A 23,229-nucleotide genomic window follows, 5' to 3' on the forward strand; every position below is an offset into this window, starting at 1 on the left:
ATCGGCGATCACTTCTTGCTCGGCGAATAGTCGTAGCCGTAGGCAGCGCAGTCGTACTCGGCGGTGGACGCCTTGCGGATCACGCCGTTGAATATCGCGCCCTTGACCAGCACGCCGTTCTGCGCAAGACGACGCTTGCTGACCTCGATCTCCTTGACCGAACTCTGGCCGAAGCGAGCGACCAGCAGGGTGGTCCCGGCCTGGCGTCCGATCAGGCTGGCGTCGGTCACGGCAATCACCGGCGGAGTGTCGATGATCACCAGGTCGTAATGCGGCGACAGCTCGCGCAGCAGCTTGCTGAAGTTGTCATGCATCAACAGTTCGGAAGGGTTGGGCGCGGCAAAGCCGCAGGCGATCAGGTGCAGGTTGTCCACTTCGGTGGCATTGATCACCTCGGTGTTGCCCAGGCGCGCGGCCAGGGCGTCGGACAGCCCGTGCTTGGGCTGCAGGCCGAAGGATCGGTGCAGGTAGCCCTTGCGCATGTCGCCGTCGATCAGCAGCACGCGCTTGCCGGCCTGGGCAATGATCACCGCCAGGTTGGCGCTGACGAACGACTTGCCCACGCCGGGCATGGGGCTGGTGATCATCAGCACGTTGTTGCGTGCTTCCATCATCGCGAAGTGCAGGCTGGTGCGCAGGCTGCGCAGCGACTCGATGGCCAGCTCGCTCGGCGCGGCCACGCTGAGCAAGCGCGATTCGCGGTTGGTCACACCCTTGCCACGTTTCTTCTGCAAACGTTCCTGCTGGCGCGACAGCGGCAGCGAGGCGTACACCGGCATGCCCAGGCTCTCGATCACCTCGGGGTTTTCCACGCCGCGATAGAACGCCTGGCGGATGAAGATGATGGCCACGGCGACCAGGGTGCCCAACAGCATCGCCACCAGAACGATGACCGCGCGCATCGGCTTGACCGGCTCTTCGATGTTGCTGTCGGCCTTGTCGATGATGCGCACGTTGCCGATGTTGCCGGCGCGGATGATGTCCTGCTCCTGGCTCTTGTTCAGGACCAGGGTGTAGGTCTGGGTGGTCACCTGCATGTCACGGGTCAGGCGCAGCAATTCCTGCTGAGTCTCGGGCAGGCCCTTGATCTGCGCTTGCAGGGAGGTCTTCTGCGACTCGATCTGGCTGATCTGCTGGCTCAACGCTGCCGACGCGGGATGCTGACGGGTGTACAGGCGATCCAGGTCGGTGCGCTTGAGGCGCAGCTCCGACAGTTGGGCGTCGTAGGCGACCATCTGGTCGAGCAGGGCCTTGGTCTCAAGGGTGATGTCCACCGACTTGGTACGCATCTGGAAGGCGTGCAGGGCTTCTTCGGACTTTTCCAGTTCCTTGCGCACCACGGGCAGTTGCGAGCGCAGGAAATCCAGGCGCTGGGCCGCTTCGGCCGAACTGCGTTCCACGTTCTGGCGCACGTACAGGCGGCTGACTTCATCCAGCACGCGGTTGGCCTGGACCGGGTCGGTGTCGTTGATGCTCAGGTAGACGATGCCCGAATCCTTGCCCGACTCGGCCACGCGCAGACGCTGCTGATAGTCCAGCGAGGTGTTGAGCAGGCGGTTCTTCACCAGGCGAAATTCAGTGCCGGGGCGAGCGGTGAGCTCGGCCAGTTGCAGGGTCACGCCGTTGCCCTGGCTGACCTCGCCGACACGGCCGCTGAGCAGTGGCGCGCCGTCGGTACCCACGAGGCGATACGTGCCGTTCGGCCCGGCGATCAGGGTCAGGCGCTCGCCCAGCAGGTTTGCCGGTACGTCCAGGTTGAACACGTCGATCTTCTCGCCGCCCCAGGCGAATGCCTCCAGACCGAACAGCGGCGCGGCCAGTGTCTGGTTGCCGGTCGGGGTGAATTCGCGCGCCATGTAGCGCCCGATCGCCGGGAAGTAGCGCGGCGTGGCCACCACATCCAGCTTGAGGTCGCTGACCACCTGGCCCAGCACGGTACGCGACTTGATCAGCTCGATCTCGGTCACCGCTTCCGATACCGAGGACGGCTTGGTGTTGAGCTGTGGGGTCGCATCCAGACCGACCTTCTTCGGTTCGATCTGGATCATGGCGTTGGCCTGGTACACCGGCGTGGCGACCACGGCGTAGAAAGCACCCAGCAGCGTGAACAGGGCCACGACCCCGGCAATCAGTTTCTTGTGATCGAACAAGGTCCGAAGAATCGTCGCGAGATCGATCTGGGTGTCCTTGTAGTACTCCAGGTTTGAACGGTTCATCGCGGTCATCTTTGTCGATCCTCGGAACTCAGGTAGGGCAGCCAGCCTTCGATACACCGAGTCAATTCGGTGTAGGTCCTTTGAAAGGCGGCAATGGGGCGGCGATAGGGATCGTCGATTTCGAAATCGTCGCGCCACTTGCCGATCAGAAACGTTTTGCCGCGCGTATGCGGGGCCGTGTCGGTGATGCTGCGCAACTGGCGCTGGTCCATGACCAGAATCAGATCGGCCCAACGCACCTGCTCGTCGGTCAGCTGGCAGGCAGCGTGCGCCGGCCGTGGCACTTGGTTGTCGGCCAGTACCTGTGCGGTCAGGCTGTCCATGTCTTCGCCGACACAGGCCCTCAGGCCCGCCGATTCGACTTGCAGGTGCGGCGCGTGGTGACGCAACAGCGCCACTGCCATGGGGCTGCGGCAGATGTTGCCGATGCAGATCACCAGAACCTTGTTGATCATGTCGTCTTCAGCCCCTCGCCGCGGCCGGCGTCAGGCGCCGTATCAGGTTGCGGCTGACATTGCCCGACACATGCAGCAGGGCGCGGAATTTCTGTACCGGACGGATCGCCGCCACACACATGCCGGACACCTGCACCAGAAAGTGCTCGTAGAGCACGCGGTCGCCCTGGCGGAAGTAGTAGTTGGCCAGGCACGCGTAGGTGTGCAGGGTCATCTGCAATTTGTTCTGGCCCGGGCGCTGGGAAAAGATCCCGCCAGGGTGCAGGCGGTAGCGTGCCGGAGCGATGTCAGCCAGGTACTTGCCCTTGCCGTGGGCACCGAGCATCGACCACCAGCACAGATCCAGCACCGGCGCTTGCGCAAGCTCGCGGGGCAGCTCGTGCAGCACGTTGCGAAAGCAGGTGGTCAGGGTCGAGATCGGGCGGGCCTTGAGCAGGTCCATGGCGCTGGCATCGGCCTGGTACTTGCCGGTCAGCTGGATGCCCCGTTCACCTTCGCTGTCGAACGCCATGGCGTCGTGGTAGGTCAGCACGTAATCGGCGTTGGCTTCGAGGAAGTTCACCTGCTTCTGCAACTTGAGCGGGTCGATCCAGTAATCGTCGCCCTCGCAATAGGCGATGTACTTGCCGCGGGCCCGGTTGAACAGCGCCGGAAAGCACCAGCGCCCCAACTGGTACTGGTTGTGCTGATGAATCACCGGCTTGATTAGGTTCGGGTACTGCTCGGCGTAGCGCTCGATGATCTGCGTCGTGCCGTCGCTGGAGGCGTCGTCGTTGATCAGGATCTCGAAGGCGAACGTGGTGCGTTGCGCCAGAAAGCTGTCCAGGGTCTGCTCGATGTAGTCGACCTGGTTGTAGGCCGGGCAAGTGATCGACAGCAACGGCTCCTGCCCCTGTGGCCAGGCCTGCATGATCTGTTGTTCGGTCCGTTTCATCGTTCGGCGCTCGCTCTGCTCAACTTGAGGAAGACCCGCAGGGCCAGTGGTTTGTAGGTGGCGGCCACCAGGGCCAGGGTCAGCACGCCACACACGGCCAGGGCGACGAAGATCACCAGGCGGTCGCTGGAGCCGCCGGCAATGGCCTTGAACAACGGATGGGTCAGCAGCACGCCGAACACGGTGCTCAGGCTGATGCGCAGAATGTCGTGCAACCAGGGCCGGTGCAGGCCCGGCGCCAGGCGCCGATGCACCACTTGTGGCCACAGCGCGAACGACACCAGGCGCAGCATGAACCAGGTCACGGCCGCGCCCAGGGCGCCCCAGCCATACACCGCGATGATCATCGCCGGCACGCTGATCACGGCCGACACCACGCTGTAGCCGATGTGCAGGCGCATTTCGCCGTAGGCGTATTGCAGGTGGTACTGGAACGCGCTGACCGCCAGGATGGCGCTGCCCAGGGCGTACCAGAACAGAATCGGTGCACCCCACTGAGCGGCCTGTGTATCACCGCTCCAGGCAAACAACAGCGGCTCGGCATGGAACGCGATGATCGCCGCCAGGGGGAACAGGAAGGTGCTGACGAAGCGGCTGGCGCCCAGGTACAGGGCATGCATGTCGCTTTCACGGCCTTCGGCGACCTGTACCGTCATGCGCGGCAGCAGGGTCTGCACCAGCGGATTGATCATCATCATGATCCCGGTGGTCAGCAGGGCGACCAGCGAGAAGTAACCGTATTCGGCCAGCGGCAGCACTTTGGACAACAGCACCTTGTCCAGCTGGGTCAGCACGATCCACACCACGGCGGTCAGCGATACGCTGGCCGCGAACGGCAGGATCGGCTTGACCAGCGCCCAGTTGAACCCGCTCAACGGGGTCGGTGCGGGCAAGTGGCGGTAGGCCTTGGCGGCGAAGATCAAGGTCTCGACCAGCGCCACGAACAGCTGGAATTCGAAGAACACCTGCGCGTCCTGCGACACCCAGGTCACCAGCACCAGGCCGCCGAAGTAGCGCAGCGTGGCGATGACCACGTTGGCGTTGTTCAACCAGGCGTGCATCTCCAGGCCTTGCAGGCCGCTCTTGTACAGCGTGGCGAACAGGCGCAGGCCAACCATCACCCCCATCAGAATCACGCAGTTGACGATGGTCTGCGGCTCCAGTGCCTGGGCCTGCAGCCAATGGGCGGCCATCCAGTCGCTGGCCAGGTACACACCCAACGCGCACATCAGTGCCATGGGCAGAAACACCAGCTCGAAGGAGCGCATCAACCAGCCGCCGATACGCTTGGCCGCTGCGCTGTCGCTGCTGCCTTGGTGATGAGCGATCTGGCGCACCAGCGACGGCGACACACCGGCGTCGAGCAGCAGCAGCCAGGCCTGCATCACGGCATAGAAGCCGATCAAGCCATAGGCCTCGGCGCCCAGATGGCTGAGGTAGAACGGCATGATCAAGATGCCGATCACCAGCGCATAGGCTTGGCCCAGGTAGCTGAGGGCCGTGTTGTGGATGACCGAAAGCTTCTTCATCGACGCGTGCCCTGGTTCAACGAATTCATGCCTGTTTTCATACAGCGGTGGCCCATGAAACGGATTGTGGGTAACTCAGTTCGTGGCCGCGCAGCAGGGTGTCGACGACCTGGTCCTGAGTCGCCCGCGCCAGGCCGGGGTAGATGGGCAGGCAGAGCACTCGCTCGCTCAGGCTGCGCGATTGGTACTGGACCGCTTGCGGCTGCAGATATTCGAGGGTGTCGAGCGAAGGGTAGAAATAACGCCGTGGATTGATGCCGCCGGCTTGCAGTTCGGTGCGCATGGCCAGCACCTGAGTTTCGTTCTGCAAGGCCACCGGGAAATAGCTGTAGTTGACCTGGCTGTCGTCGGCCTGGCGTTGCAGGTCCAGATAGCCACCCAGGCGCTGGCGGTAGTAATGACCCATCTCGGCGCGACGCTCGAGGATGTTGTCGATGTCGTCGAGCACGCTCAACCCCATGGCGGCGCAGAATTCGTTGAGCTTGGCGTTGGTGCCCAGGCCCTCGATCTTGTCCACGTCGGTGATGCCGAAGTTGCACAGCTTGCGCACCCGCGCCGCGACTTCATCGTCGTTGGTGACGATCGCGCCACCCTCGATGGTGTGGAACAACTTGGTGGCATGGAAACTCAGGGTGCTGGCATCGCCCCAGTGGTACACGGACTGACCGGCGTGCTTCACGGCAAAGGCGTGGGCGCCGTCGTACACCACCTTGAGGCGGTACTGACGAGCGATCTCTTCGATGCGTTCCACCGCGCAGGGGTTGCCGAACACGTGGGTGGCGACGATGGCACTGGTGTCGGCCTGCAGGCTGCCTGGAATCTGCTCCGGGTCCAGGTTCCACGTATGCGGGTCGATGTCGGCGAACACCGGACGAATACCTTCCCAGTGCAGCGAGCTGCTGGTGGCCACGAAACTGAACGGCGTGGTCACGGCGCTACCGGAAAGGCCCAGGGCGCGGTAGGCCACTTGCAGCGCCAGCGTGCCGTTATTGGTCAGGATCAAGTGGCGCACGCCCAGGTAATCCTTGAGGCGCTCCTCCAGCTCGCAGCACAGCGGACCGTGGTTGGTCAGCCAGTGGGACGCGTAGATACGGTCCACATAGGCCTTGAACTTGTCGATGTCGCCTAGATAGGCCTTGGTTACGTTGATCATTCGCTGCTCCCTGGCGGCTCGCCATTCCCGTGGTATCCAACACGTTATTGTCCGCTCAGGACGCCTGACTTTTGCTGCGGGCGACTGCGCGTCGGGCGCGGTGCTGGTTGAGTCGCAGGATCATCCGTGTGGTCAGGCTGCCGGCATGAGGGTCACCGTAGTGGAACAGCGCAGTGGCACGCCGGTGCGCCGGATCGCACGGCTGGTTGGCATGCAGCGAACGGTAGCCCCAGAAGAAATACACGTTGCCAGGCTTCATGCGCAGCAACAGCGGCTTGAGCCAGCCGCGCTCGATGCACCAACCCATCAGGCGTCGGCACAGCGGGTTCTGATACAGCACTTTTTCGGCAGCGTTGAACAGCACGCTGCCCCGCACCTTGCGCAGGTTGGGAAACAGCACCAGGTCGCCGCGATCCTTGCCCTGCTCGGGGATGAAGATCGGCACCAGCATGGTCAGCAGGGTGGCATCGAAGTGAAACGCGTTGGATTCCTTCAGGCCGCTGTGGCCTTGCACGCAACGCAATACCGGGAACACCTGGTCGCTGGGCGCAGCATGGCCCTGGCCCTGCTCATGTAGGCGCGCCAGGTGCTGGCGAAACTCGCTCGACATCGCCGTGGCCGCCAAGCGGCTGCCCACCAGCGGCGCATTGCCGTGATAGGCGAAGTACTGATGGTTATGGCGCGCGGCCTGGTCATCCACATAAGCACGAAGTTCTTCCAGCACGTAGGGCGCCAAAGCGTTTTCCAGTACGGCATAGCCCTGTTCATTCATGTCGACCGCCAGGCGGCTCGACGTGTTTTCATCCAGGTTGAACAAATGTGACATGAGGAAGAACCCTCCTTGGACACGCGGTTGATTGAACGCCATAACTAACGTTCTCTGTGTTTGGGCAAAGCTACCGCCCGGTTCGTACTCGACGATCCTTGAAATGTGCAACTTCCAACTTCGCGTACTGCAATGAACATGACGGACTGCATAGGCCAGAGCACACGGCGCGGACCGCTCATTGAGGTCAGCGCTTACAGGGCAATGGGGTAGTCGTCGGGTCTGCGCGACACTCTTCGGCGTCGCTGCAACTGCTGTGTTGGCGGCAGATGGGGTGATATATCGGCTTTGGCGGGAGGACTGTCAATTGCTTTCGTCAAAAATAGCGCGCCGATTGGGATCGCCTTGGAAGAATTACATATGGCATTGATTTATAAGGTAATTTATTTTTGGCGCTGGCATATTGCTGCTTTCTTTGACGTTTTTGAAGTTTTCCAGCTGGGGAGCCCGTCAGTGGACCGCAAACCCGCGCAGTTACTGGGCCCGATCATTTCGCAAGCGGGGTAGAACAGTAAAATTCACACAAAAGACGACTATTTACCGTCGTCAAAAAAAAACCACCATGGGCCACAAAGCACGCCCATGATGGTTTATTGACATCACTCACTCACTCACTCACCCCGTCCCGCCACACCCCCCATCCTCGTAGGCGCGGTTAGCGGCCGCGAAAAGACACTCCGGTGTGTCAGACACTCCCCAGTCAAGCTTTCAGGGTCCAGGACCCCGCCTACAAATCGGCAACATCAATAAAGCTCGGTCCGCCTGTCGTTCAGATAGGTGAACGCACTGCGCGCCGATGCCAGGGAGGCCTTGTCCAACGTGCCGACGATCAACGCCTCATCCCGACCTGCCTTGGCAATCTGCTGCCCATCGGCACCGGCAATGCTGCTCAGCCCGCAGTACTCGAACTCCATCTCGTTGCCGCAATAGTTGGCATACGCCACGTAGCACTGATTCTCGAATGCCCGGCTGCGCACGGTCACCTCGGCAATGAATCCGTAGGGGACCATATTGGCGGTGGGCACCAGAATCAGCTCCGCCCCTGCTGCCGCCAATCGACGCGCGTTTTCCGGAAACTCCAGGTCGTAGCAGATCAGCAGGCCCAGCTTCCAGCCATTGAGCTCGAGCACCGCAGGTGCCTGTTCGCCTGCGCTGAACATGGCGCGGTCGGCGTCGCCGAACAGGTGGGTCTTGCGGTAGTTGCCCAGGCGCTCACCGGTGCGGTCGATCAACTGCACCGAGTTGTACACGTTGCCCTGTTCATCCAGCTCCGGGTAGCCGTACACAATGGCCAGGCCGAATTGCCGAGCGATCTGCGCGACCTGTTCGGCGTTGGCACCGTCGCTGGCCTGGGCCAGGTTGCGGGCCACGCCCGCGCCAATGTTGTAGCCGCTCAGAAACATCTCCGGCAGTACCAAGAGTTCGACATCCCACTGTGCAGCTTCACGGGCGCGCGCCTGCAAGCGGGCAAGGTTGCCCTCGACGTCGAGCGGTTGGGACGGGCATTGGTACAAGGCTATGCGCATGCGGGCTCCTGTTGCGATCAAGGAAGCGGTCAATCCGACAGGGCAATGGGCCCCAGTTCATCGAAAACATCCCCAGGCCCGGGGTTTTCCGGGTGAGTGTAGCCGTCGAAGTGGGTCATGATGCCCCACACCGCGTTCAGCGACGTCTGCACCGCGCCTTCGACCCAGGCCGGCGTCCACGACACGTCGTCACCGGCGATGAAGATACCGCGTTGTGCATCAGGCAACGCGCTTTGCATAAAGTGCGCATACATGCGCTGGTTGTAGCGGTAGTGGCCGGGCAGGGCGCCCTTGAAGGCGCCGAGGAAATACGGATCGGCTTCCCACGACACGGTGATCGGATCACCGATGATGCGCGCGGCGATGTCGACCTTCGGGTAGATCTTCTTCAAGGCATCCAGGGCCAGCTTGACGCGCTTCTCCACAGGATGGGGAAGCATCTTCAGGGCATCGCTCATCCAAGCGTACGACAGGCAGATCACCCCCGGTTTGTCGTCGCCGTGGTCGAACAGGTAGGTGCCACGGGTCAGGCGGTCGGTGAGGGTCATGCTCATCAGATCGCGGCCGGTCTCGGGGTCCTTGTCCTTCCAGAACGGCCGGTCGACCATGACGAAGGTCTTCGAGGACTGCATGTAGCGGGTACGGTCCAGGGCCATCCACATCTTCTGCGAAAACAGCGTTTCCTCGCACTCGATCTGAGTGGTCAGCAACCAGCTCTGGCAGGTGGTCAGCACCGCCGCGTAATGCCGCGTGTCGTCCCAGTGATCGGTAACCGCAAAGCGGCCATCTGCGGCCCGGGCGATCTTCTTCACTCCACCGCGCGGCGCGCCGCGGTGCAGCGACGCCAGGCTGGTGCCGGCAGGCCAGTGGGCGCAGCGCTCAGGCACATGCTTCCACAAACCCAATGGCACCTGCTCGACGCCACCGACCACCAGATGCTGGTGATCGTCGCAGTTGGTCATCACCACACGGAAGATTTCCAGCATCGAATTGGGAAAGTCCGAATCCCAGCCGCCGGTGCCGAAACCCACCTGGCCAAACACTTCCCGGTGATGAAACGACAGCTGGGCAAAAGCCTTGGACGTGGCCACGAAATCATAGAAGGTGCGGTCGTCCCACAGCGGCACCAGGGTGTTCCACAGCTCCTTGAGGCGCGGCACGTCGCGGTCGCGGATCGCCTGCTGGATATCGCCGAAACGGGCGCCTTCTTCCAGCGCGTCGGCCCAGGCGTCCGCGACCTCCTGAAACAGCGCCGGCAGATCGGCCAAGGTCTGGCCGTAGTAGGTCTCGCCTTCCAGGTCGATCACCGTGCTGCCCGAGGCTGGGGTCAGCGGGTTGGGGAAGGGCTTGGTCTGCAGGCCGAGCTTGTCGACGTAGTGGTAGAACGCGGTAGACGACACCGGGAAACGCATCCCGCCCAGTTCGGCGACGATATCCTCGGTGCCTTCGAACTTCTGCGAACGCAGCCGTCCGCCCATTTTCGAAGCCTCATAGACCACGGGCCGCAGCCCCAGCTTCATCAGCTCGTAGGCCGCCACCAGCCCGGCGATCCCGGCGCCGACGATGGCCACTTCGGCACCATGGTGGTGTTCGGGGATCACCCCCAGCCCGGCCGGATGCTCGATCCAGTCGTCGAAGGCGAAGGGAAAATCCGGACCGAATACGGTGACGGGCTTCTTGCCGTCGGCGGGGTGACGCGAAGTTGGGCTCATGGCGGGACCTTGGCTGAACGAGGAAAACGCAGGTTCATTCTAGGCAAGGGTGATGAGGTTAATAAGACACAAAGTGTCGTCGATCTGACGTTTTATCGGTCGTAAAGACGTGTCGGCGCTGCATTGTGCAAAGCGGGGGGGTCAATCCCGGCGGTCGACCTTGTTGCTGAGGATGATCGACGTCGTGGTTTTCTCCACCCCGTCGACGCTGCCGATCTGGTCCAGCAGTTGGTCCAGTTGCTCTGGCGAGTCGGTGCGCAGCCAGGCCACGTAATCGAACTCGCCACTCACGGCGCACAGTTGCTGCACCTGCGCCATGCCACTCAGGCGCCGTATCACGTCCTTGCCCGAGCGTGGCTGCACGGTGATGCCGACGTAGGCCTGCAGCCCGCCGTCCAACGCGTGCTGGCCGAGCCGCACACCGTACCCGCTGATGACCCCGGAGCTTTCCAGCCGAGCCAGCCGCGCCGTGACCGTCGTGCGCGCGATGCCCAATCCGCGCGCGAGCATCGCCACACTCTCGCGGGCATTGAGCTGCAGCGCGGCAATCAATTGGCGATCTATGGAATCCAGGGCAAGCGGGTGACGGTCGGACAAGGCGGGGGCTCCATAGGCAAGTCAGTGCGGCGCATTAGGCCACTTATCGACGCCCGGCTCAAAGCAATGTTGCCAAGGGCGATCCTTCAGGTCTTTCAACCGCTGTTGCTCCTCGTTGCGTTAGTTGAATGGAAAGTTTGACGCAACGGATGAAAAGTCCGCTGCAACTTGCTGTTTCTGGCGTCAGGCGAACGGCAGACGCAGTGCAGTGGATTGATTAAATTGAAGTGGCAAAACAATTAATCCCTCTATAGTTCGCCTGCCGAACAACGCCCCTTTCATCCCCTGACCAAACAGTCCGCTGCTCGCGGCCATGGAGAGCAAGGAACATGAGTTCAACCCGTGGCATGCACCTGCCCACCGTAGTGGCTGCTCTGATGCTGGCCTGCGCCGTGATCGCCAGCTTCTTGGCCAGCAGTGGTCCGATTCAGTGGATGGACAACGGCCTGATGCTTGCCGAGGCCGCCCACGGCTCGTTCTTCAGCACTTCCCTGGGGCCGGTCAGTCATCCGTTCCACGCCCTGGTGAGCCGTGTCGTCCACGCGCTGCTGGGCATGCACCTGCTCAGCCTGCTCAACGCCATCCTGTTGCTGCCACTGGTGCTGGTCGTGCATGGCCTGTCGGTCAGCGTCGGCGCATCCCGCCATCTGGCGCTGCTGTCGGCCACGGCAACGGTATTGGCCCACGCCGTGTTCTGGGCGTCCACCAAGGCCGAGCCCTATGTGCTGCATGCCGTCCTGATCATCGGCGCCTACTGGCTGTGCTTCGCCACACCGACACGACTGGGTACCACCGCTCGCTTGCTGGCCATCGGTGTGCTCAATGGACTGGCCCTGGCAATACACCCGCTGACGCTGGTGGTGCTGTTGCCGATGTACGTGCATCTGGCCATGCAGCACAGACTGCGCCTGCTGCTCGTCCTGCCTGCAATTGCGCTGGGGTTTGCACCCGCTTTGCCCGCTGTCATCGGCGACCTGGACAGCGGCATGAGCCTGTTCGAGATCGCTCGCCGTTACCTGGCCGGTCCTGACCAGTTGGCGATCATTCCCGGCGGCCGCAACGACACGCTGTGGCGTTTCGACGACATGTGGCACGAAAAAAACGCCGTGGTGCTGCTGGGTTTGTCACTGATCGGCCCGCAACTCATTGGCCTGCTCGTATGGCCGAAAACCCGCGCCCTGCAAGTGCTGTGGGCCGCGCTGCTGCTCAACTTCCTGTTCGCCGTGTCCTACGGCGTATTCGACCGCTTCACCCTGTTCCTGCCCGGCATCGCCCTGGCCAGCATCCTGGGCGTCGTTCACTTGGCCAGGTACCTGCCTGGCAATCGCTTCGGCGTCGCCGTGCTCTACCTTTCGGTCGTGGCCGGGCCGGCGGCCATGCTGTCGATGTGGGGGCTGCACGCCAATGGTTGGGTCAAGCTGCCGACTCACACCGAAGCGCTGCCGTTTCGCAACGATATCCGCTACTACCTGGTGCCCTACTTGCAGGACCGCTCCGCAGAACAGTTCGCCCGCACCTACGAAACCCTGGTGCCCCCCGGCGCCCTGGTCGTCGCCGACCCGACCCCATTGGGCGCCCTGCGCTCGGCCCAGGCCAACGGCGCGCTACGCGGCCGCATCCTGCAAGGCTGCGAACAGAGCACCGACATCCCGCCCTACCTGAACGGCGCGGGCGCGTTCCTGCCACGCACCAGCTTTTGCGGGAACATTGGCGAGCAGTACCGGCTGCAGGAAAATTTGCTGGGGTTTCGCCTGCAGGCAAAGTGAGTGTTTCCAGGGAGCCTAAAGGCTGCACTTTGTGTCAGGCGAAGCTTTATTTTCACAAGGGTTAGGTATACGTTACATTGACCTCAATTTGTCACGTATACAGAACATGGATTACGAGCTCATTGCTACCCGTCTGGGCGCGCAAATCCGGCAACGCCGCCTCAATCGTGGCATGACTCAAGCCGGGCTCGCCGCATTGGCTTTTGTAACTCGGCAGAAGGTCATTGCGATCGAGAAGGGCGACCACTCGGTCGGCATGACTGCCTATGCACGCGTGCTCGCTGCGCTGAATTGCGAACTCACGGTCAAACCTGCCGTGCTGCCCACGCTGGATGAAATTCACGGGATATTCGACTGATGCCGTCCCTACTGCAGGTTTCAACCCCGGAAGGAGAGAGCGGAAGAGTGATGCGCAGCGAAGATGACTACATCTTCCGCTATCGCCATGACGCTAGTGCCCACAGGGCGATCAGTTTGCTCATGCCCCCGCGTATGGATGACTACCGCCATCGCGAACTTCATCCCATCTTCCAGATGAATCTGCCTGAGGGTTACGTGCTGGAGCAACTGCGTAATCGCCTGGCCAAGGTGACAAACGTCGATCCAATGCTACTCCTGGCACTTTCAGGCAGCAGTTCGCCCATCGGGCGAGTCGCAGTCAAATCGCCGGAAGTCGATGCGCTGTTGCAACGCCAACAGTTCCCCGGAGAAAGGCTGGATGAGATCCTCGCTTGGGATGGTGCCGAGGACATCTTCGCCAGCCTGGTTGATCGGTACATCCTGCGTGCCGGCATCTCAGGGGTGCAACCCAAGGTGCTGGTACCTGAGCATCAAAACCACGCTCCGCAGCGATTCACTTCGAAAACGTCGGAACTGATCATCAAGAGCGGCCGAGATGAATTCCCTGGCCTGGCGATCAACGAGTTTCTCTGCATGTCCGTGGCCAAAGCAGCCGGCATCGTCGTGCCGGAATTCTACTTGTCCGATAACACCAAACTGTTCGTCATGCGCCGCTTTGATCGGGACGAGCAGCTCAACCCCATTGGCTTCGAGGACATGACAGCCCTCATGGGCCTGGCTGCCGAACAGAAGTACAGCAAGAGCTACTCGTCCATTGCCAGAGCTATCCGGATGTTCTGCGCCCCTGACCGGATAGAGCATTCACTGTCTCAGCTATTCGCTATCGTGACTCTCAGCTGCATCGTCGGCAACGGCGATGCTCATCTGAAAAACTTCGGACTGCTCTACGCCAATCCCGCCCTAGGCGATGCACGACTTGCACCCGCCTACGACATCGTCAACACCACAGCCTATATCCCTGACGATGTATTGGCACTGGACCTGATCGGCAACAAATCCATGTTTGCCTCGCGGCAGGGGCTGCTGGAGTTCGCCCAGCTCTGTGCTGTAGAGCAGCCGCAAGAAGTTATCCGCACGCAACTGCAGGCGTTGGAGCAGGTGCTGGCGAGCTCGGGTGAGGTGACGGAGCAAGCGCAGCACGTGGTCACCGCAATACAGAAAAGTGCCGATCCCTTCAGGCAAACATTTGGGTAGTTCGCTTCTCGATGCGGAGTCTAGTGGAGGGCAGCACCCTAGAGATTTTGCATGACTCTACACTTGGGAAACGCCGAACATCCCCAAAACTGCTGCCCGGCATTGGCTCCTGTTTTCCGCGTGCGAATGACCAGCGCACTGCCGCACTTCGGGCAACAACGTTCAGCGGTGGGATCACTGCGACGCTTGAGGTGTTGCACGTGTTCGCGATGAGTCGCAAGGCTCGGTGCCAGACGCCCGGTCTTCAGTGCTTGCAACATCTCATCGACTTCAGCCTCGCTGAAAACCGCCTGCCGAAACGACTTGATATAGCGGATGAAGCCAATGCCCCGCGTCACGTTGGCCGGCATCTGGGTCTTGAACGTACTGCCCCCAACGAACGTGATGACCGAATGCAGGTGTGCAGGGCTGACACCCAAAGCAGCTTCCAATGCCTTCAGGTGTTTGTAGTTCTGCCGAAGGGGATTCTGGAATTTAAAACTGCGCCTGGGAAATTTCTGCGTCCACTGCGCTTGTTGCTCAGTGCCGAAAATCCAGCCGCTCATGTTCTTCGTTTCCAGCACGAAAATGCCATGGATCGAGAGAAACACATGATCGATCTGCGTCGTGCCGTCAGGCGTGTTCAAGGTGACGTTATGCAAGCGGCGGTAGATCTGCCCGTCCAGTTGCCAGTGCGCAAACAGGCGCACCAACAACTCGCCGATATGACCCTTGGCCCATGGCGATTTGAACAGCGTGATCAGCAACAGCAGCGGTAGCGCCCAGCTCAGCGTTCCCCAGAGCTGGGCGATGAGAGGTGTGAAGTCCATTTCTCAACCTTGATGACAGTACTGATCCAGCCTGGCTGGATTATTTCGGCGTTTGCGCGCCACTGGCCGTGGACGACGCTTCGGAGCCGGTTGCCGTCTTGAAGTACGCCACATGATAGGCCAAGCCGACGAAGACCGCGCCGCCAACGGCGTTACCCAGGAATACCGGCACGAAATTATCGGCGAACTGCGCCCAGCTCAACGCCCCGCCAAAGATCGCCGCCGGTATGACGAACATGTTGGCAACAACGTGCTGGAAGCCGATCGCGACAAAAGCCATCACCGGAAACCACATGCCCACCACCTTGCCGACCACATCCTTGCTCGCGTAGCTGAGCCACACCGCCAGGCACACCAACCAGTTGCAGCCAATACCGGAAATGAACGCCTGCTCGAAACTGGCCGACACCTTGGCATTGGCGATAGCCACGGTCTTGCCCATGAAGGCGCCTTCGGTCAGCCCGACCAAGTGCCCGAAACAGTAGGCGACGAACAGCGCGCCCATCAGGTTGGCTAGCGTCACCAGCGCCCAGTTGCGCAGCAGTTGGCTCAAACCGATACGCCCGGCGAACAGCGCCATGGGCAGGCTCATCATGTTGCCGGTCAACAACTCGCCGCCGGCCAGCACCACGAGAATCAACCCCACCGGAAACACCACAGCGCCCAGCAGGTTACCCAGCGACGCCCAATCACTGGGGATCATGGTGCTCACATGAATGTCGAGAAGAAATCCGAAGGCGATGAAAGCGCCCGCCAGAAATCCAAGGATCATCAACGAAGAGAGGCTCAGGTGAGCTTTCTTGACGCCGCTTTCGACGGCAATTTCGGCAATTTGCTGCGGGGTATTCAAAGACATGGCGGGCTCGTGCGTGATCGTGGGCTGAGCAGGGGGAACGACAAGCTCAGGCGGTGCGCGCATCTGTCGCACCGGGTGGTCACGTTACGGAGCGGGGTGGGAAAAGGCCAATCGGCTGTTTTGATGGGGTGATCGAAGTAGTCGATGATGCCTTCAATGCTCCTCGGAAAGTTATCTCCCAACGAGTCGAGTTCCCTCACCGGATTGGCCAGCAGTGCCAGTTGCGGGCAAAAAGCGCGGCAGGACAAGCATGTGCGGCACTGCAAAGGCAGTCAGCACAGCGAACAAGGCACGGATGCCAGTGTGCTCCTGGAGGAGGAAGAGCAGGCCACCACCCAAGGTGAACAGCGCTGCGCCCAATAGTATTGGCCAGGTGAGCCGTAGATAGGCCGCTAAATCAGGTACGCCCAGCATTCGTTGACGAACCCGGGTCTGGGGCGCGGCATGCAGTAGATAGAAACCCAGCGCAAAGCCCACCAGCGGGGGTGCCAGCACTACCCCAAGTAAGGTGATCGCCAACCAAAGACAGCGTCGTCGGCATGAAGCCAGCAGCAGTATCGGCAGCGCCATGCTGCCAACTGCGGCGAGTAACCACGTCAGCCACTCTGCGAGGGCATTGGATTCGCCCAAGCCCATGCTCAACGCCAGCAACCGAGTGACCTCTGCCTCGTGCATCACCGCCGGGCCACCGACGATGAAAACGCCCAATGCCAGCGAAGTCAGCCGATCGGAAAACACTTCATCCTCGTGGACAAAATGCCAGACCGAGAGCAGCAAGAACAGCAGCAGTGCCGTCCCGCTTGCGAGTTGCCAAAAGACCAGGCAGCCCAGAGCCACCGCCAGATAAGCGCACAAAAAACCCCAGCGCCGGGCTGGTGCCACAAGGTGTAGGTCGCTGACGCCGTGCAGGAGCCCCAAGCCCAGCCCTACGGCCAGCGCAAACGTCAGCTGTCCCAATCCCTCGTCTACGCTGGCCATTGCGGCGGTCAACAGCAATGCCAACCAGCCGCTCCGGTTCATTTTCAGGCGCCGGAATGAACAAGCGCCGCGCGCAGATTGCGCTCGGAGGTAAAGGCGTAGACAACCTTGGCCAGCACGTCGAGTACCAGAATGATCCAGAGGGTCGCTGCATCGCTGATCGCCCAGATGCCTTCCGGTCCGACGGCAAAGACAACGGGGTAGATCAGCCAGAGCACGGTGAGAAAACCACTGTTTTTACGATAGGCCGCGCCGATTGCCGGAGACGCTTCGGAAAGCGCCGCCAGTGGCTTCCAGATCAGATAGAGCACGCCGACGAATGCGACGCATGACCAGGCGAAGAAGACCCATTTGATGGTGCCATAGAGCGCCAGGGAGGCAACCAGGCCTGTCACTATCATCATCACGTCCAAGGTCACGATGGACGCCACGAAACCGGCCTGACCATCACGCTCGCGAGCCCCCAGATACGCCGAGCTGACAACGCCTGCCAACAGCAGGGGCGTAGTCAGAAGCCAATCGAAGTAGCGAGCGACATAAGTGATGCTGTCGTCCGGCTTGATCAGATTGCCGACACCCAGGTACATGGCGAGATACGCCGTAGCGGCGATGAACGGCACAGCTGCATGGATCAGCGTATGGCCGCGCAGCGGCCCGCGGTGAGCACCTTTGGCATAGATAGCCAAGGAGGCAAGCGACATGATGACGAAGCCGATGAGCAGAGGTGTCTGTGTCATGGGGGTTTATCCAAATGGTCTATGAGATCGCATCGGCAGCCGCGTCCTTGAGAGAACAGGACATTCGCTGGCGTTACAGTCCAGATAGAGGAGTCAACGGATAAATTGGTTCAGGATGTTTCAGTGGCGTCGAAAGCTGCGTTCGCCGATTTGATCAAGGGATCACAAGTCGAAAATCTTTCATGAATCCTCCTCCATGCTGGGTCGAGAATTCACCTTGCAGCGTTGCACCACGGGATCGTATTGGAATGATCTCGCCAGAAATAAAAAAGCCGCGCAAAGCGCGGCTCTAAAATCTTGGTGGGCCCAGCAGGACTCGAACCTGCGACCAAGGGATTATGAGTCCCCTGCTCTAACCAACTGAGCTATAGGCCCCAGAAGGCCGCCGATTATAGCGATGGATTGCAGGGAGTGCTATCCGAAAAATCTGTAAGGCGCATACGAAGAAAGGTCGCGGCGAATCGGTCGGGGGGCAGGGGGAGGCTGACGAGGTAGCCCTGGATCTGCTCGCAGCCTTCGCGGGCCAGGAATGCTTGCTGCGCGGTGGTTTCCACGCCTTCGGCGATGACGGTCAGTTGCATGCTGCGGCCCAGGGCGATGATGGCGCGTACGATGGCGGCGTCGTGGGGGTCGTCGGGCAGGCCGCGGACGAAGGACTGGTCGATCTTGAGGATGTCCAGCGGCAGGCGCTTGAGGTAGCTCAGCGACGAGTAGCCGGTGCCGAAGTCGTCGATGGCCAGTTGCACACCCAGGCGCTTGAGCTGATGCAGCACCACCAGTGCTTCCTCGGTCTGGCTCATGATGAAGTTTTCGGTGATCTCCAGCTGCAGCGACTGCGGGCGCAGATCGCTGTCGGCCAGCAGGCCTTCGATGCGCTTGAGCAGGTTGGGTTGGCGCAGTTGCGCGCCGGCCAGGTTGACCGACAGCGGGCCGAACTCGTGGTAGAGCTGTTTCCACTCGCGCAGCTGCCGACAGGCCTGCTCCAGCACCCAATCGCCGAGCTGCAGGATCATGCCGTTCTCTTCGGCCAGCGGAATGAATTGCTCGGGCGGCACGTCGCCGAAGTTGGGGTGCTTCCAGCGGATCAGCGCTTCGGCACCGACCAGCAGATCCGAGTCGATGCTGAACTTGGGCTGGTAGCTCAGGCTCAGTTCGTCGCGCTCGATCGCCCGACGCAGCTCGTGCTCCAGCGCGATGCGCATGGTCGCCTGAGTGGTGAGGTCGCGGGTGTAGCTCTCCACGCGGTTGCGGCCCTTGGCCTTGGAGCGGTACATGGCAGCATCGGCGTTCTTCACCAAGGTGGCGACGTCGGTGCCGTCCTGGGGATACAGGCTGGTGCCGATACTGGCACTGGTGAAGAACTCATGGTCACCGGCCTGGAAGGGCGCCGCGAAGCAGGCCAAGACCTTGGCGGCAATGTGCTCCGCATCACTGGCGTGGGCCAGGCCCGGCAGCAGAATGATGAACTCGTCGCCGCCCAGGCGCGCCACGGTGTCGATGTCGCGTACCTGTTCCTTGAGGCGCTGGGCGATGCCTTTGAGCAGCAGGTCGCCTACGGGGTGGCCGAGGCTGTCGTTGATGTGCTTGAAGCGGTCCAGATCCAGGAACAGCACCGCGCCTTGGCCACCGGCTTCGGTCTGGTTGGCCAGGGCGGCGGCCAGACGGCTTTCGAACAGGGTTCGGTTGGGCAGGCCGGTGAGCGGGTCGTGGTGCGCCTGATAGTCCAGCCGCGCCTGAGCGTGCTTGAGGCTGGAGATGTCGGCGAACACGGCGACGAAATGGGTGATGGCCTCTTCGCTGTTGCGTACCGAGCTGATGGTCAACCAACTGGGGTACAGCTCGCCGTTCTTGCGCCGGTTGCAGATCTCGCCCTGCCAATGCCCTTCGGCGGCCAGGCGATGCCACATGGCAATGTAGAACGCACTGTCGTGCTGGCCCGAGGCGAGCAGGCGAGGGGTTTCGCCCAGCACTTCCTGTTCGGAAAAACCGGTGATCTCAGTGAAGGCGCGGTTGACCATGCTGATGCGTTGCTGGGTGTCGGTGATCAGCACGCCCTCGGCCGTGCTCTCGAACACGGTCGCCGCCAGGGTCAGCTTGTGTTGCATCTGCTGGCGCTCGGTAATGTCCCGGGCAATGGTCAGCATGCAGGCGTCCCCACCGATGGGCAGCGGCCGTACCGACACCTCACACAGGCGCACCTGGCCATCGATACGACGGATGCGGCAGACGAAGTCACGAACGAAGCCTTGGCGCTGCAGCTTGTCCAGCAGCCGCTTGCGCTCGTTGGGATCGGCCCAGATGCCCAGTTCGAGGGTCGAGCGATCCAGGGATGTCTTGCTCTTGTGCCCGGTCATGATGCTGAAGCCTTCGTTGACTTCGATCAGCAAGCCGTCGCTCTGCCGGGTCAGCAGCATGCCATCGGGCGAGGCGTGGAACGCCTTGGCGAACTTCTCCTCGGAAATCTGCAGGCGCTGCTGGGTCTGTTTGAGCTCGCTGATGTCGCGCACCACCACGACCATCGCCGCCGTGGTTTCCAGCTGGAGCGGCTCGGCCGAGAGCAGGCCGGTGAAGCGCTGGCCGTTGTCGCGGCGAAAGGTCATCTCCAGGTTGCGGATGCTGCCGCCCTGCAGGCGCTTGAGCAGTCGCGGCGCGACGCCGTCCACGCCCCAGATGTCGAGCTCCGCTGCGCGCCGTCCGACCACCTGTGCCGCCTTGAGGCCGATCTGTTCCTCGAAGGCTTCGTTGACCTCCAGCAGGGAGCCGTCGCTGAGCCGCGCGATGACCAGAATGTCGGGACACTGACGAAACACCGAGGCGAACTTCTGCTCGGACAGGCGCTGGGCTTCTTCGATCTTCTTGGTTTCACTGATGTCGATCATCAGGCCGCGCATCACCGGTCGCTGGTCATGCTTGATCAGGCTGACGATGTCGCGCACCCACAGGCTGCGACCGTCTGCAGTGATCACGCGGTATTCGAGGGAGTGCCCCACCCCTGCAGCGGTCTGCTCGGCGCAGTAATCGCGCGCCCAGCTCGCGTCCTCCGGATGCAGGATGCGCTGCCAGAAACCGGGCTCCAGCCAGCTCTGCAACGGGTAGCCCAGCAGCGCCTCGGCATGGGGTGAGACGTAGCTGTAGGTGTAGTCGGTCGTGTCGGCTTCCCAGGCGATGGCCGATAGGCTCTCGATCAGGCCGCGGTAATGGTATTCGCTGCTACGCAGCTCACGTTCCAGAGCGATGCGCTGGCTGATTTCCGAGGTCAGGCGACGGTTGATGCGGATCACCACGCCCAGGGCAATGACCAGCATGACCAGGCCGGGCAGGCCGTAGATCAGGGCGGAGTACCAGTCACGGGCGGGCGCAGCATTGGCCGACGAGGCTTGCTGCGTCGTTGGCACACTGGCGTCTGGCGCCGCGGCAAGCAGGGGGCGCGCCTCGGCCACACTCGCAAGCAAAGGCGGATGTTCAACCAGCCCAGACGGGTAACCAGCGGGAGAAAAAGTGTCGGCGATGGCTGCCCCGGCGAGCGAAGTCAGCAGCACAAGTGCCGGCAGTCGATGCATGGCAGCCTCGTTGGACCATCGCAGGAAGGGCCAGTGTAGTCGGGCGCGGCAGCCAGCGGGAAGAGGGGGGCGAACAAACTTTGGGGTCATGGGTCCATCACGCAAAACCCCCGGCAAGGCCGGGGGTTCTGGTGGTGCTCGTCGCTGAGGCTTATTCGTCGAGGAAGGAGCGCAGGTGCTCGCTTCTCGTCGGATGACGCAGCTTGCGCAGCGCCTTGGCTTCGATCTGACGAATACGCTCACGGGTGACATCGAACTGCTTGCCGACTTCCTCGAGGGTGTGGTCGGTGTTCATGTCGATGCCGAAGCGCATGCGCAGCACCTTGGCTTCCCGTGCCGTCAGGCCGCCCAGCACTTCGCGCGTGGCTTCCTTGAGGCTTTCCACGGTGGCCACGTCGATCGGCGACTGCATGGTCGAGTCTTCGATGAAGTCACCCAGATGGGAGTCTTCGTCGTCACCGATCGGCGTCTCCATGGAGATAGGCTCCTTGGCGATCTTCAAGACCTTGCGGATCTTGTCCTCGGGCATCTCCATGCGCTCGCCCAACTCTTCCGGCGTAGGCTCGCGACCCATCTCCTGCAGCATCTGCCGCGAAATGCGGTTCAGCTTGTTGATGGTCTCGATCATGTGCACCGGAATACGGATGGTGCGCGCCTGGTCGGCGATCGAGCGGGTGATGGCCTGACGAATCCACCAGGTGGCGTACGTCGAGAACTTGTACCCGCGACGGTATTCGAACTTGTCCACCGCCTTCATCAAGCCGATGTTGCCTTCCTGGATCAGATCGAGGAATTGCAGGCCACGGTTGGTGTACTTCTTGGCGATCGAGATCACCAGACGCAGGTTGGCTTCGACCATCTCCTTCTTCGCCCGGCGAGCCTTGGCTTCACCGATCGACATGCGACGGTTGATGTCCTTGATCTCGGCGATGGTCAGACCGGTTTCCGCTTCCAGCGCGCTCAGTTTCTGCTGGCAGCGCTGAATATCGGCCTGCAGGCGACCGATGGCCTCGGCGTACTTCGCCTTGCCGTTGGCCAGAGCATCGCTCCAGGTCTGGTCGACTTCGTTGCCAGGGAACTGGCGCAGGAAGTCGGCGCGCGGCATGCGAGCATCACGAACGCACAGCTGCATGATGGCGCGTTCCTGCTGACGCAGGCGATCCAGGGCACCACGAACGCGCTCCACCAGGCCTTCGAACTGCTTGGGCACCAGCTTGATCGGCATGAACAGCTCGGCCAGCGCGAGCATCTCGGCGATGCCTTGCTTGCTGTGACGGCCATGCTTCTTCAGCGCTTTCAGGGTAACGGCGAGTTGATCGGACACGGCGCCGAAGCGCTGCTGGGCCACGACCGGATCGGGACCGCTCTCGGTCTCTTCCTCGTCGTCGCTGTCGCTTTCTTCTTCGTCGTCATCCTTGGCGTCGGCCTTGTCGGCCGGTTTCTCGACCGGCGGCGGCACCTCGGCCGGCGGCGCGATGCCGTCGTCCGGATCGATGTAGCCGCTAAGCACGTCGGACAGGCGACCACCCTCGGTGGTCACGCGGTCGTATTCGCTGAGGATATGCTCGACCGTGCCGGGGAAGTGCGCGATCGCGCCCATCACCTCACGGATGCCCTCTTCGATACGTTTGGCGATTTCGATTTCGCCTTCACGCGTGAGCAGCTCGACCGTACCCATTTCGCGCATGTACATGCGCACCGGGTCGGTCGTGCGACCGATGTCGGTCTCGACCGCTGCCAACGCCGCAGCGGCCTCTTCGGCCGCCGCTTCGTCGGTATCGGCTTCGGCCAACAAAAGGGCATCCGCATCCGGAGCACTCTCGAATACGTTGATCCCCATGTCGTTGATCATGCGGATGATGTCTTCCACCTGCTCCGGATCTGAAATATCCTCGGGCAGGTGATCGTTGACCTCCGCGTAAGTCAGGTAGCCCTGCTCACGACCACGGGTGATCAACTCTTTGATGCGAGATTGCTGTTGCGCTTTTCCGGACATAACACCCTATCCACTGAAGGTCTTG

At 61.7% G+C, this 23,229-nt stretch carries 17 protein-coding genes, 1 tRNA gene and 1 pseudogene; 3 read left to right on the forward strand and 16 right to left on the reverse strand.

Annotated elements, in window-relative coordinates; genetic code table 11:
• Positions 1 to 8: 8 nt before the first annotated feature.
• From ASF66_RS21410 to ASF66_RS21450, 9 genes are all read right to left on the reverse strand, one after another.
• Complete coding sequence (locus ASF66_RS21410; RefSeq protein ID WP_049862438.1) at positions 9 to 2,225, reverse strand: polysaccharide biosynthesis tyrosine autokinase; 2,217 nt, start codon at positions 2,223 to 2,225, stop codon at positions 9 to 11.
• Positions 2,222 to 2,671 (reverse strand): low molecular weight protein-tyrosine-phosphatase, encoded by a 450-nt coding sequence (locus tag ASF66_RS21415; RefSeq protein WP_049862437.1) that lies wholly within the window; start codon positions 2,669 to 2,671, stop codon positions 2,222 to 2,224. Before ASF66_RS21415 ends, ASF66_RS21410 begins: the two co-directional genes overlap by 4 nt.
• Positions 2,672 to 2,678: 7 nt before the next feature.
• Positions 2,679 to 3,605, reverse strand: a complete 927-nt coding sequence (locus ASF66_RS21420; RefSeq protein ID WP_056845296.1) for a glycosyltransferase family 2 protein — start codon at positions 3,603 to 3,605, stop codon at positions 2,679 to 2,681.
• A complete protein-coding gene (locus ASF66_RS21425) occupies positions 3,602 to 5,134 on the reverse strand; it encodes a lipopolysaccharide biosynthesis protein (protein ID WP_056845297.1) in 1,533 nt (510 codons plus the stop codon). The genes ASF66_RS21420 and ASF66_RS21425 overlap by 4 nt, the downstream gene beginning before the upstream one ends.
• Positions 5,135 to 5,171: 37 nt before the next feature.
• A complete protein-coding gene (locus ASF66_RS21430; protein ID WP_056845298.1) occupies positions 5,172 to 6,287 on the reverse strand; it encodes a DegT/DnrJ/EryC1/StrS family aminotransferase in 1,116 nt (371 codons plus the stop codon).
• Between the two features lie 55 nt (positions 6,288 to 6,342).
• On the reverse strand, positions 6,343 to 7,113 hold the full coding sequence (locus tag ASF66_RS21435) for a hypothetical protein (RefSeq protein ID WP_056845299.1): 771 nt from the start codon (positions 7,111 to 7,113) through the stop codon (positions 6,343 to 6,345).
• Positions 7,114 to 7,856: 743 nt separating this feature from the next.
• On the reverse strand, positions 7,857 to 8,639 hold the full coding sequence (locus tag ASF66_RS21440; protein WP_049862432.1) for a carbon-nitrogen hydrolase family protein: 783 nt from the start codon (positions 8,637 to 8,639) through the stop codon (positions 7,857 to 7,859).
• A gap of 29 nt (positions 8,640 to 8,668) precedes the next feature.
• Positions 8,669 to 10,351 (reverse strand): flavin monoamine oxidase family protein, encoded by a 1,683-nt coding sequence (locus ASF66_RS21445; protein ID WP_056845300.1) that lies wholly within the window; start codon positions 10,349 to 10,351, stop codon positions 8,669 to 8,671.
• 141 nt (positions 10,352 to 10,492) lie between these two features.
• The gene (locus ASF66_RS21450; protein WP_056845301.1) at positions 10,493 to 10,948 is read right to left on the reverse strand and encodes an Lrp/AsnC family transcriptional regulator; all 456 of its coding nucleotides are present in this window, start codon (positions 10,946 to 10,948) and stop codon (positions 10,493 to 10,495) included.
• A 329-nt stretch (positions 10,949 to 11,277) separates the two neighbouring features.
• Here ASF66_RS21450 and ASF66_RS21455 point away from each other — a divergent pair, with 329 nt between their 5' ends.
• From ASF66_RS21455 to ASF66_RS21465, 3 genes are all read left to right on the forward strand, one after another.
• Positions 11,278 to 12,714: a hypothetical protein gene (locus tag ASF66_RS21455; protein ID WP_056845302.1), complete on the forward strand. Its 1,437-nt coding sequence runs from the start codon at positions 11,278 to 11,280 to the stop codon at positions 12,712 to 12,714.
• A 106-nt stretch (positions 12,715 to 12,820) separates the two neighbouring features.
• Entirely contained in the window at positions 12,821 to 13,072 is a 252-nt protein-coding gene (locus ASF66_RS21460; RefSeq protein WP_056845303.1) for a helix-turn-helix transcriptional regulator, read from the forward strand.
• Positions 13,072 to 14,268, forward strand: coding sequence for a type II toxin-antitoxin system HipA family toxin (locus tag ASF66_RS21465; protein ID WP_056845304.1), 1,197 nt, complete (start codon positions 13,072 to 13,074; stop codon positions 14,266 to 14,268). Before ASF66_RS21460 ends, ASF66_RS21465 begins: the two co-directional genes overlap by 1 nt.
• Before the next feature lie 38 nt (positions 14,269 to 14,306).
• Here the strand turns inward: ASF66_RS21465 and ASF66_RS21470 are convergent, their stop codons facing one another.
• The 7 genes and pseudogenes from ASF66_RS21470 to rpoD form a co-directional block, all read right to left on the reverse strand.
• Positions 14,307 to 15,077 (reverse strand): nuclease-related domain-containing protein, encoded by a 771-nt coding sequence (locus tag ASF66_RS21470; RefSeq protein ID WP_056845305.1) that lies wholly within the window; start codon positions 15,075 to 15,077, stop codon positions 14,307 to 14,309.
• Positions 15,078 to 15,117: 40 nt separating this feature from the next.
• A complete protein-coding gene (locus ASF66_RS21475) occupies positions 15,118 to 15,933 on the reverse strand; it encodes a formate/nitrite transporter family protein (protein WP_056845306.1) in 816 nt (271 codons plus the stop codon).
• Positions 15,934 to 16,104: 171 nt separating this feature from the next.
• Entirely contained in the window at positions 16,105 to 16,935 is an 831-nt protein-coding gene (locus ASF66_RS21480) for a Brp/Blh family beta-carotene 15,15'-dioxygenase (RefSeq protein ID WP_177331317.1), read from the reverse strand.
• A gap of 20 nt (positions 16,936 to 16,955) precedes the next feature.
• Entirely contained in the window at positions 16,956 to 17,648 is a 693-nt protein-coding gene (locus ASF66_RS21485; protein ID WP_056845308.1) for a bacteriorhodopsin, read from the reverse strand.
• Positions 17,649 to 17,946: 298 nt separating this feature from the next.
• Positions 17,947 to 18,023: transfer RNA gene (locus ASF66_RS21490), tRNA-Ile, on the reverse strand.
• Positions 18,024 to 18,037: 14 nt separating this feature from the next.
• Positions 18,038 to 20,986: pseudogene (locus ASF66_RS21495) on the reverse strand (sensor domain-containing protein); the annotation flags it as partial.
• 373 nt (positions 20,987 to 21,359) lie between these two features.
• Positions 21,360 to 23,204, reverse strand: coding sequence for an RNA polymerase sigma factor RpoD (gene rpoD, locus ASF66_RS21500; RefSeq protein ID WP_049862422.1), 1,845 nt, complete (start codon positions 23,202 to 23,204; stop codon positions 21,360 to 21,362).
• Positions 23,205 to 23,229 lie beyond the last annotated feature (25 nt).

The sequence above is a fragment of the Pseudomonas sp. Leaf129 genome (assembly GCF_001423465.1).
In the GTDB taxonomy this organism is placed as follows: domain Bacteria; phylum Pseudomonadota; class Gammaproteobacteria; order Pseudomonadales; family Pseudomonadaceae; genus Aquipseudomonas; species Aquipseudomonas coleopterorum.

Coding starts and splice junctions, on each gene's coding strand:
- ASF66_RS21410 (WP_049862438.1), bottom strand. CDS start 2,225: ATGACCGCGATGAACCGTTCAAACCTGGAGTACTACAAGGACACCCAG.
- ASF66_RS21415 (WP_049862437.1), bottom strand. CDS start 2,671: ATGATCAACAAGGTTCTGGTGATCTGCATCGGCAACATCTGCCGCAGC.
- ASF66_RS21420 (WP_056845296.1), bottom strand. CDS start 3,605: ATGAAACGGACCGAACAACAGATCATGCAGGCCTGGCCACAGGGGCAG.
- ASF66_RS21425 (WP_056845297.1), bottom strand. CDS start 5,134: ATGAAGAAGCTTTCGGTCATCCACAACACGGCCCTCAGCTACCTGGGC.
- ASF66_RS21430 (WP_056845298.1), bottom strand. CDS start 6,287: ATGATCAACGTAACCAAGGCCTATCTAGGCGACATCGACAAGTTCAAG.
- ASF66_RS21435 (WP_056845299.1), bottom strand. CDS start 7,113: ATGTCACATTTGTTCAACCTGGATGAAAACACGTCGAGCCGCCTGGCG.
- ASF66_RS21440 (WP_049862432.1), bottom strand. CDS start 8,639: ATGCGCATAGCCTTGTACCAATGCCCGTCCCAACCGCTCGACGTCGAG.
- ASF66_RS21445 (WP_056845300.1), bottom strand. CDS start 10,351: ATGAGCCCAACTTCGCGTCACCCCGCCGACGGCAAGAAGCCCGTCACC.
- ASF66_RS21455 (WP_056845302.1), top strand. CDS start 11,278: ATGAGTTCAACCCGTGGCATGCACCTGCCCACCGTAGTGGCTGCTCTG.
- ASF66_RS21460 (WP_056845303.1), top strand. CDS start 12,821: ATGGATTACGAGCTCATTGCTACCCGTCTGGGCGCGCAAATCCGGCAA.
- ASF66_RS21465 (WP_056845304.1), top strand. CDS start 13,072: ATGCCGTCCCTACTGCAGGTTTCAACCCCGGAAGGAGAGAGCGGAAGA.
- ASF66_RS21470 (WP_056845305.1), bottom strand. CDS start 15,077: ATGGACTTCACACCTCTCATCGCCCAGCTCTGGGGAACGCTGAGCTGG.
- ASF66_RS21475 (WP_056845306.1), bottom strand. CDS start 15,933: ATGTCTTTGAATACCCCGCAGCAAATTGCCGAAATTGCCGTCGAAAGC.
- ASF66_RS21485 (WP_056845308.1), bottom strand. CDS start 17,648: ATGACACAGACACCTCTGCTCATCGGCTTCGTCATCATGTCGCTTGCC.
- rpoD (WP_049862422.1), bottom strand. CDS start 23,204: ATGTCCGGAAAAGCGCAACAGCAATCTCGCATCAAAGAGTTGATCACC.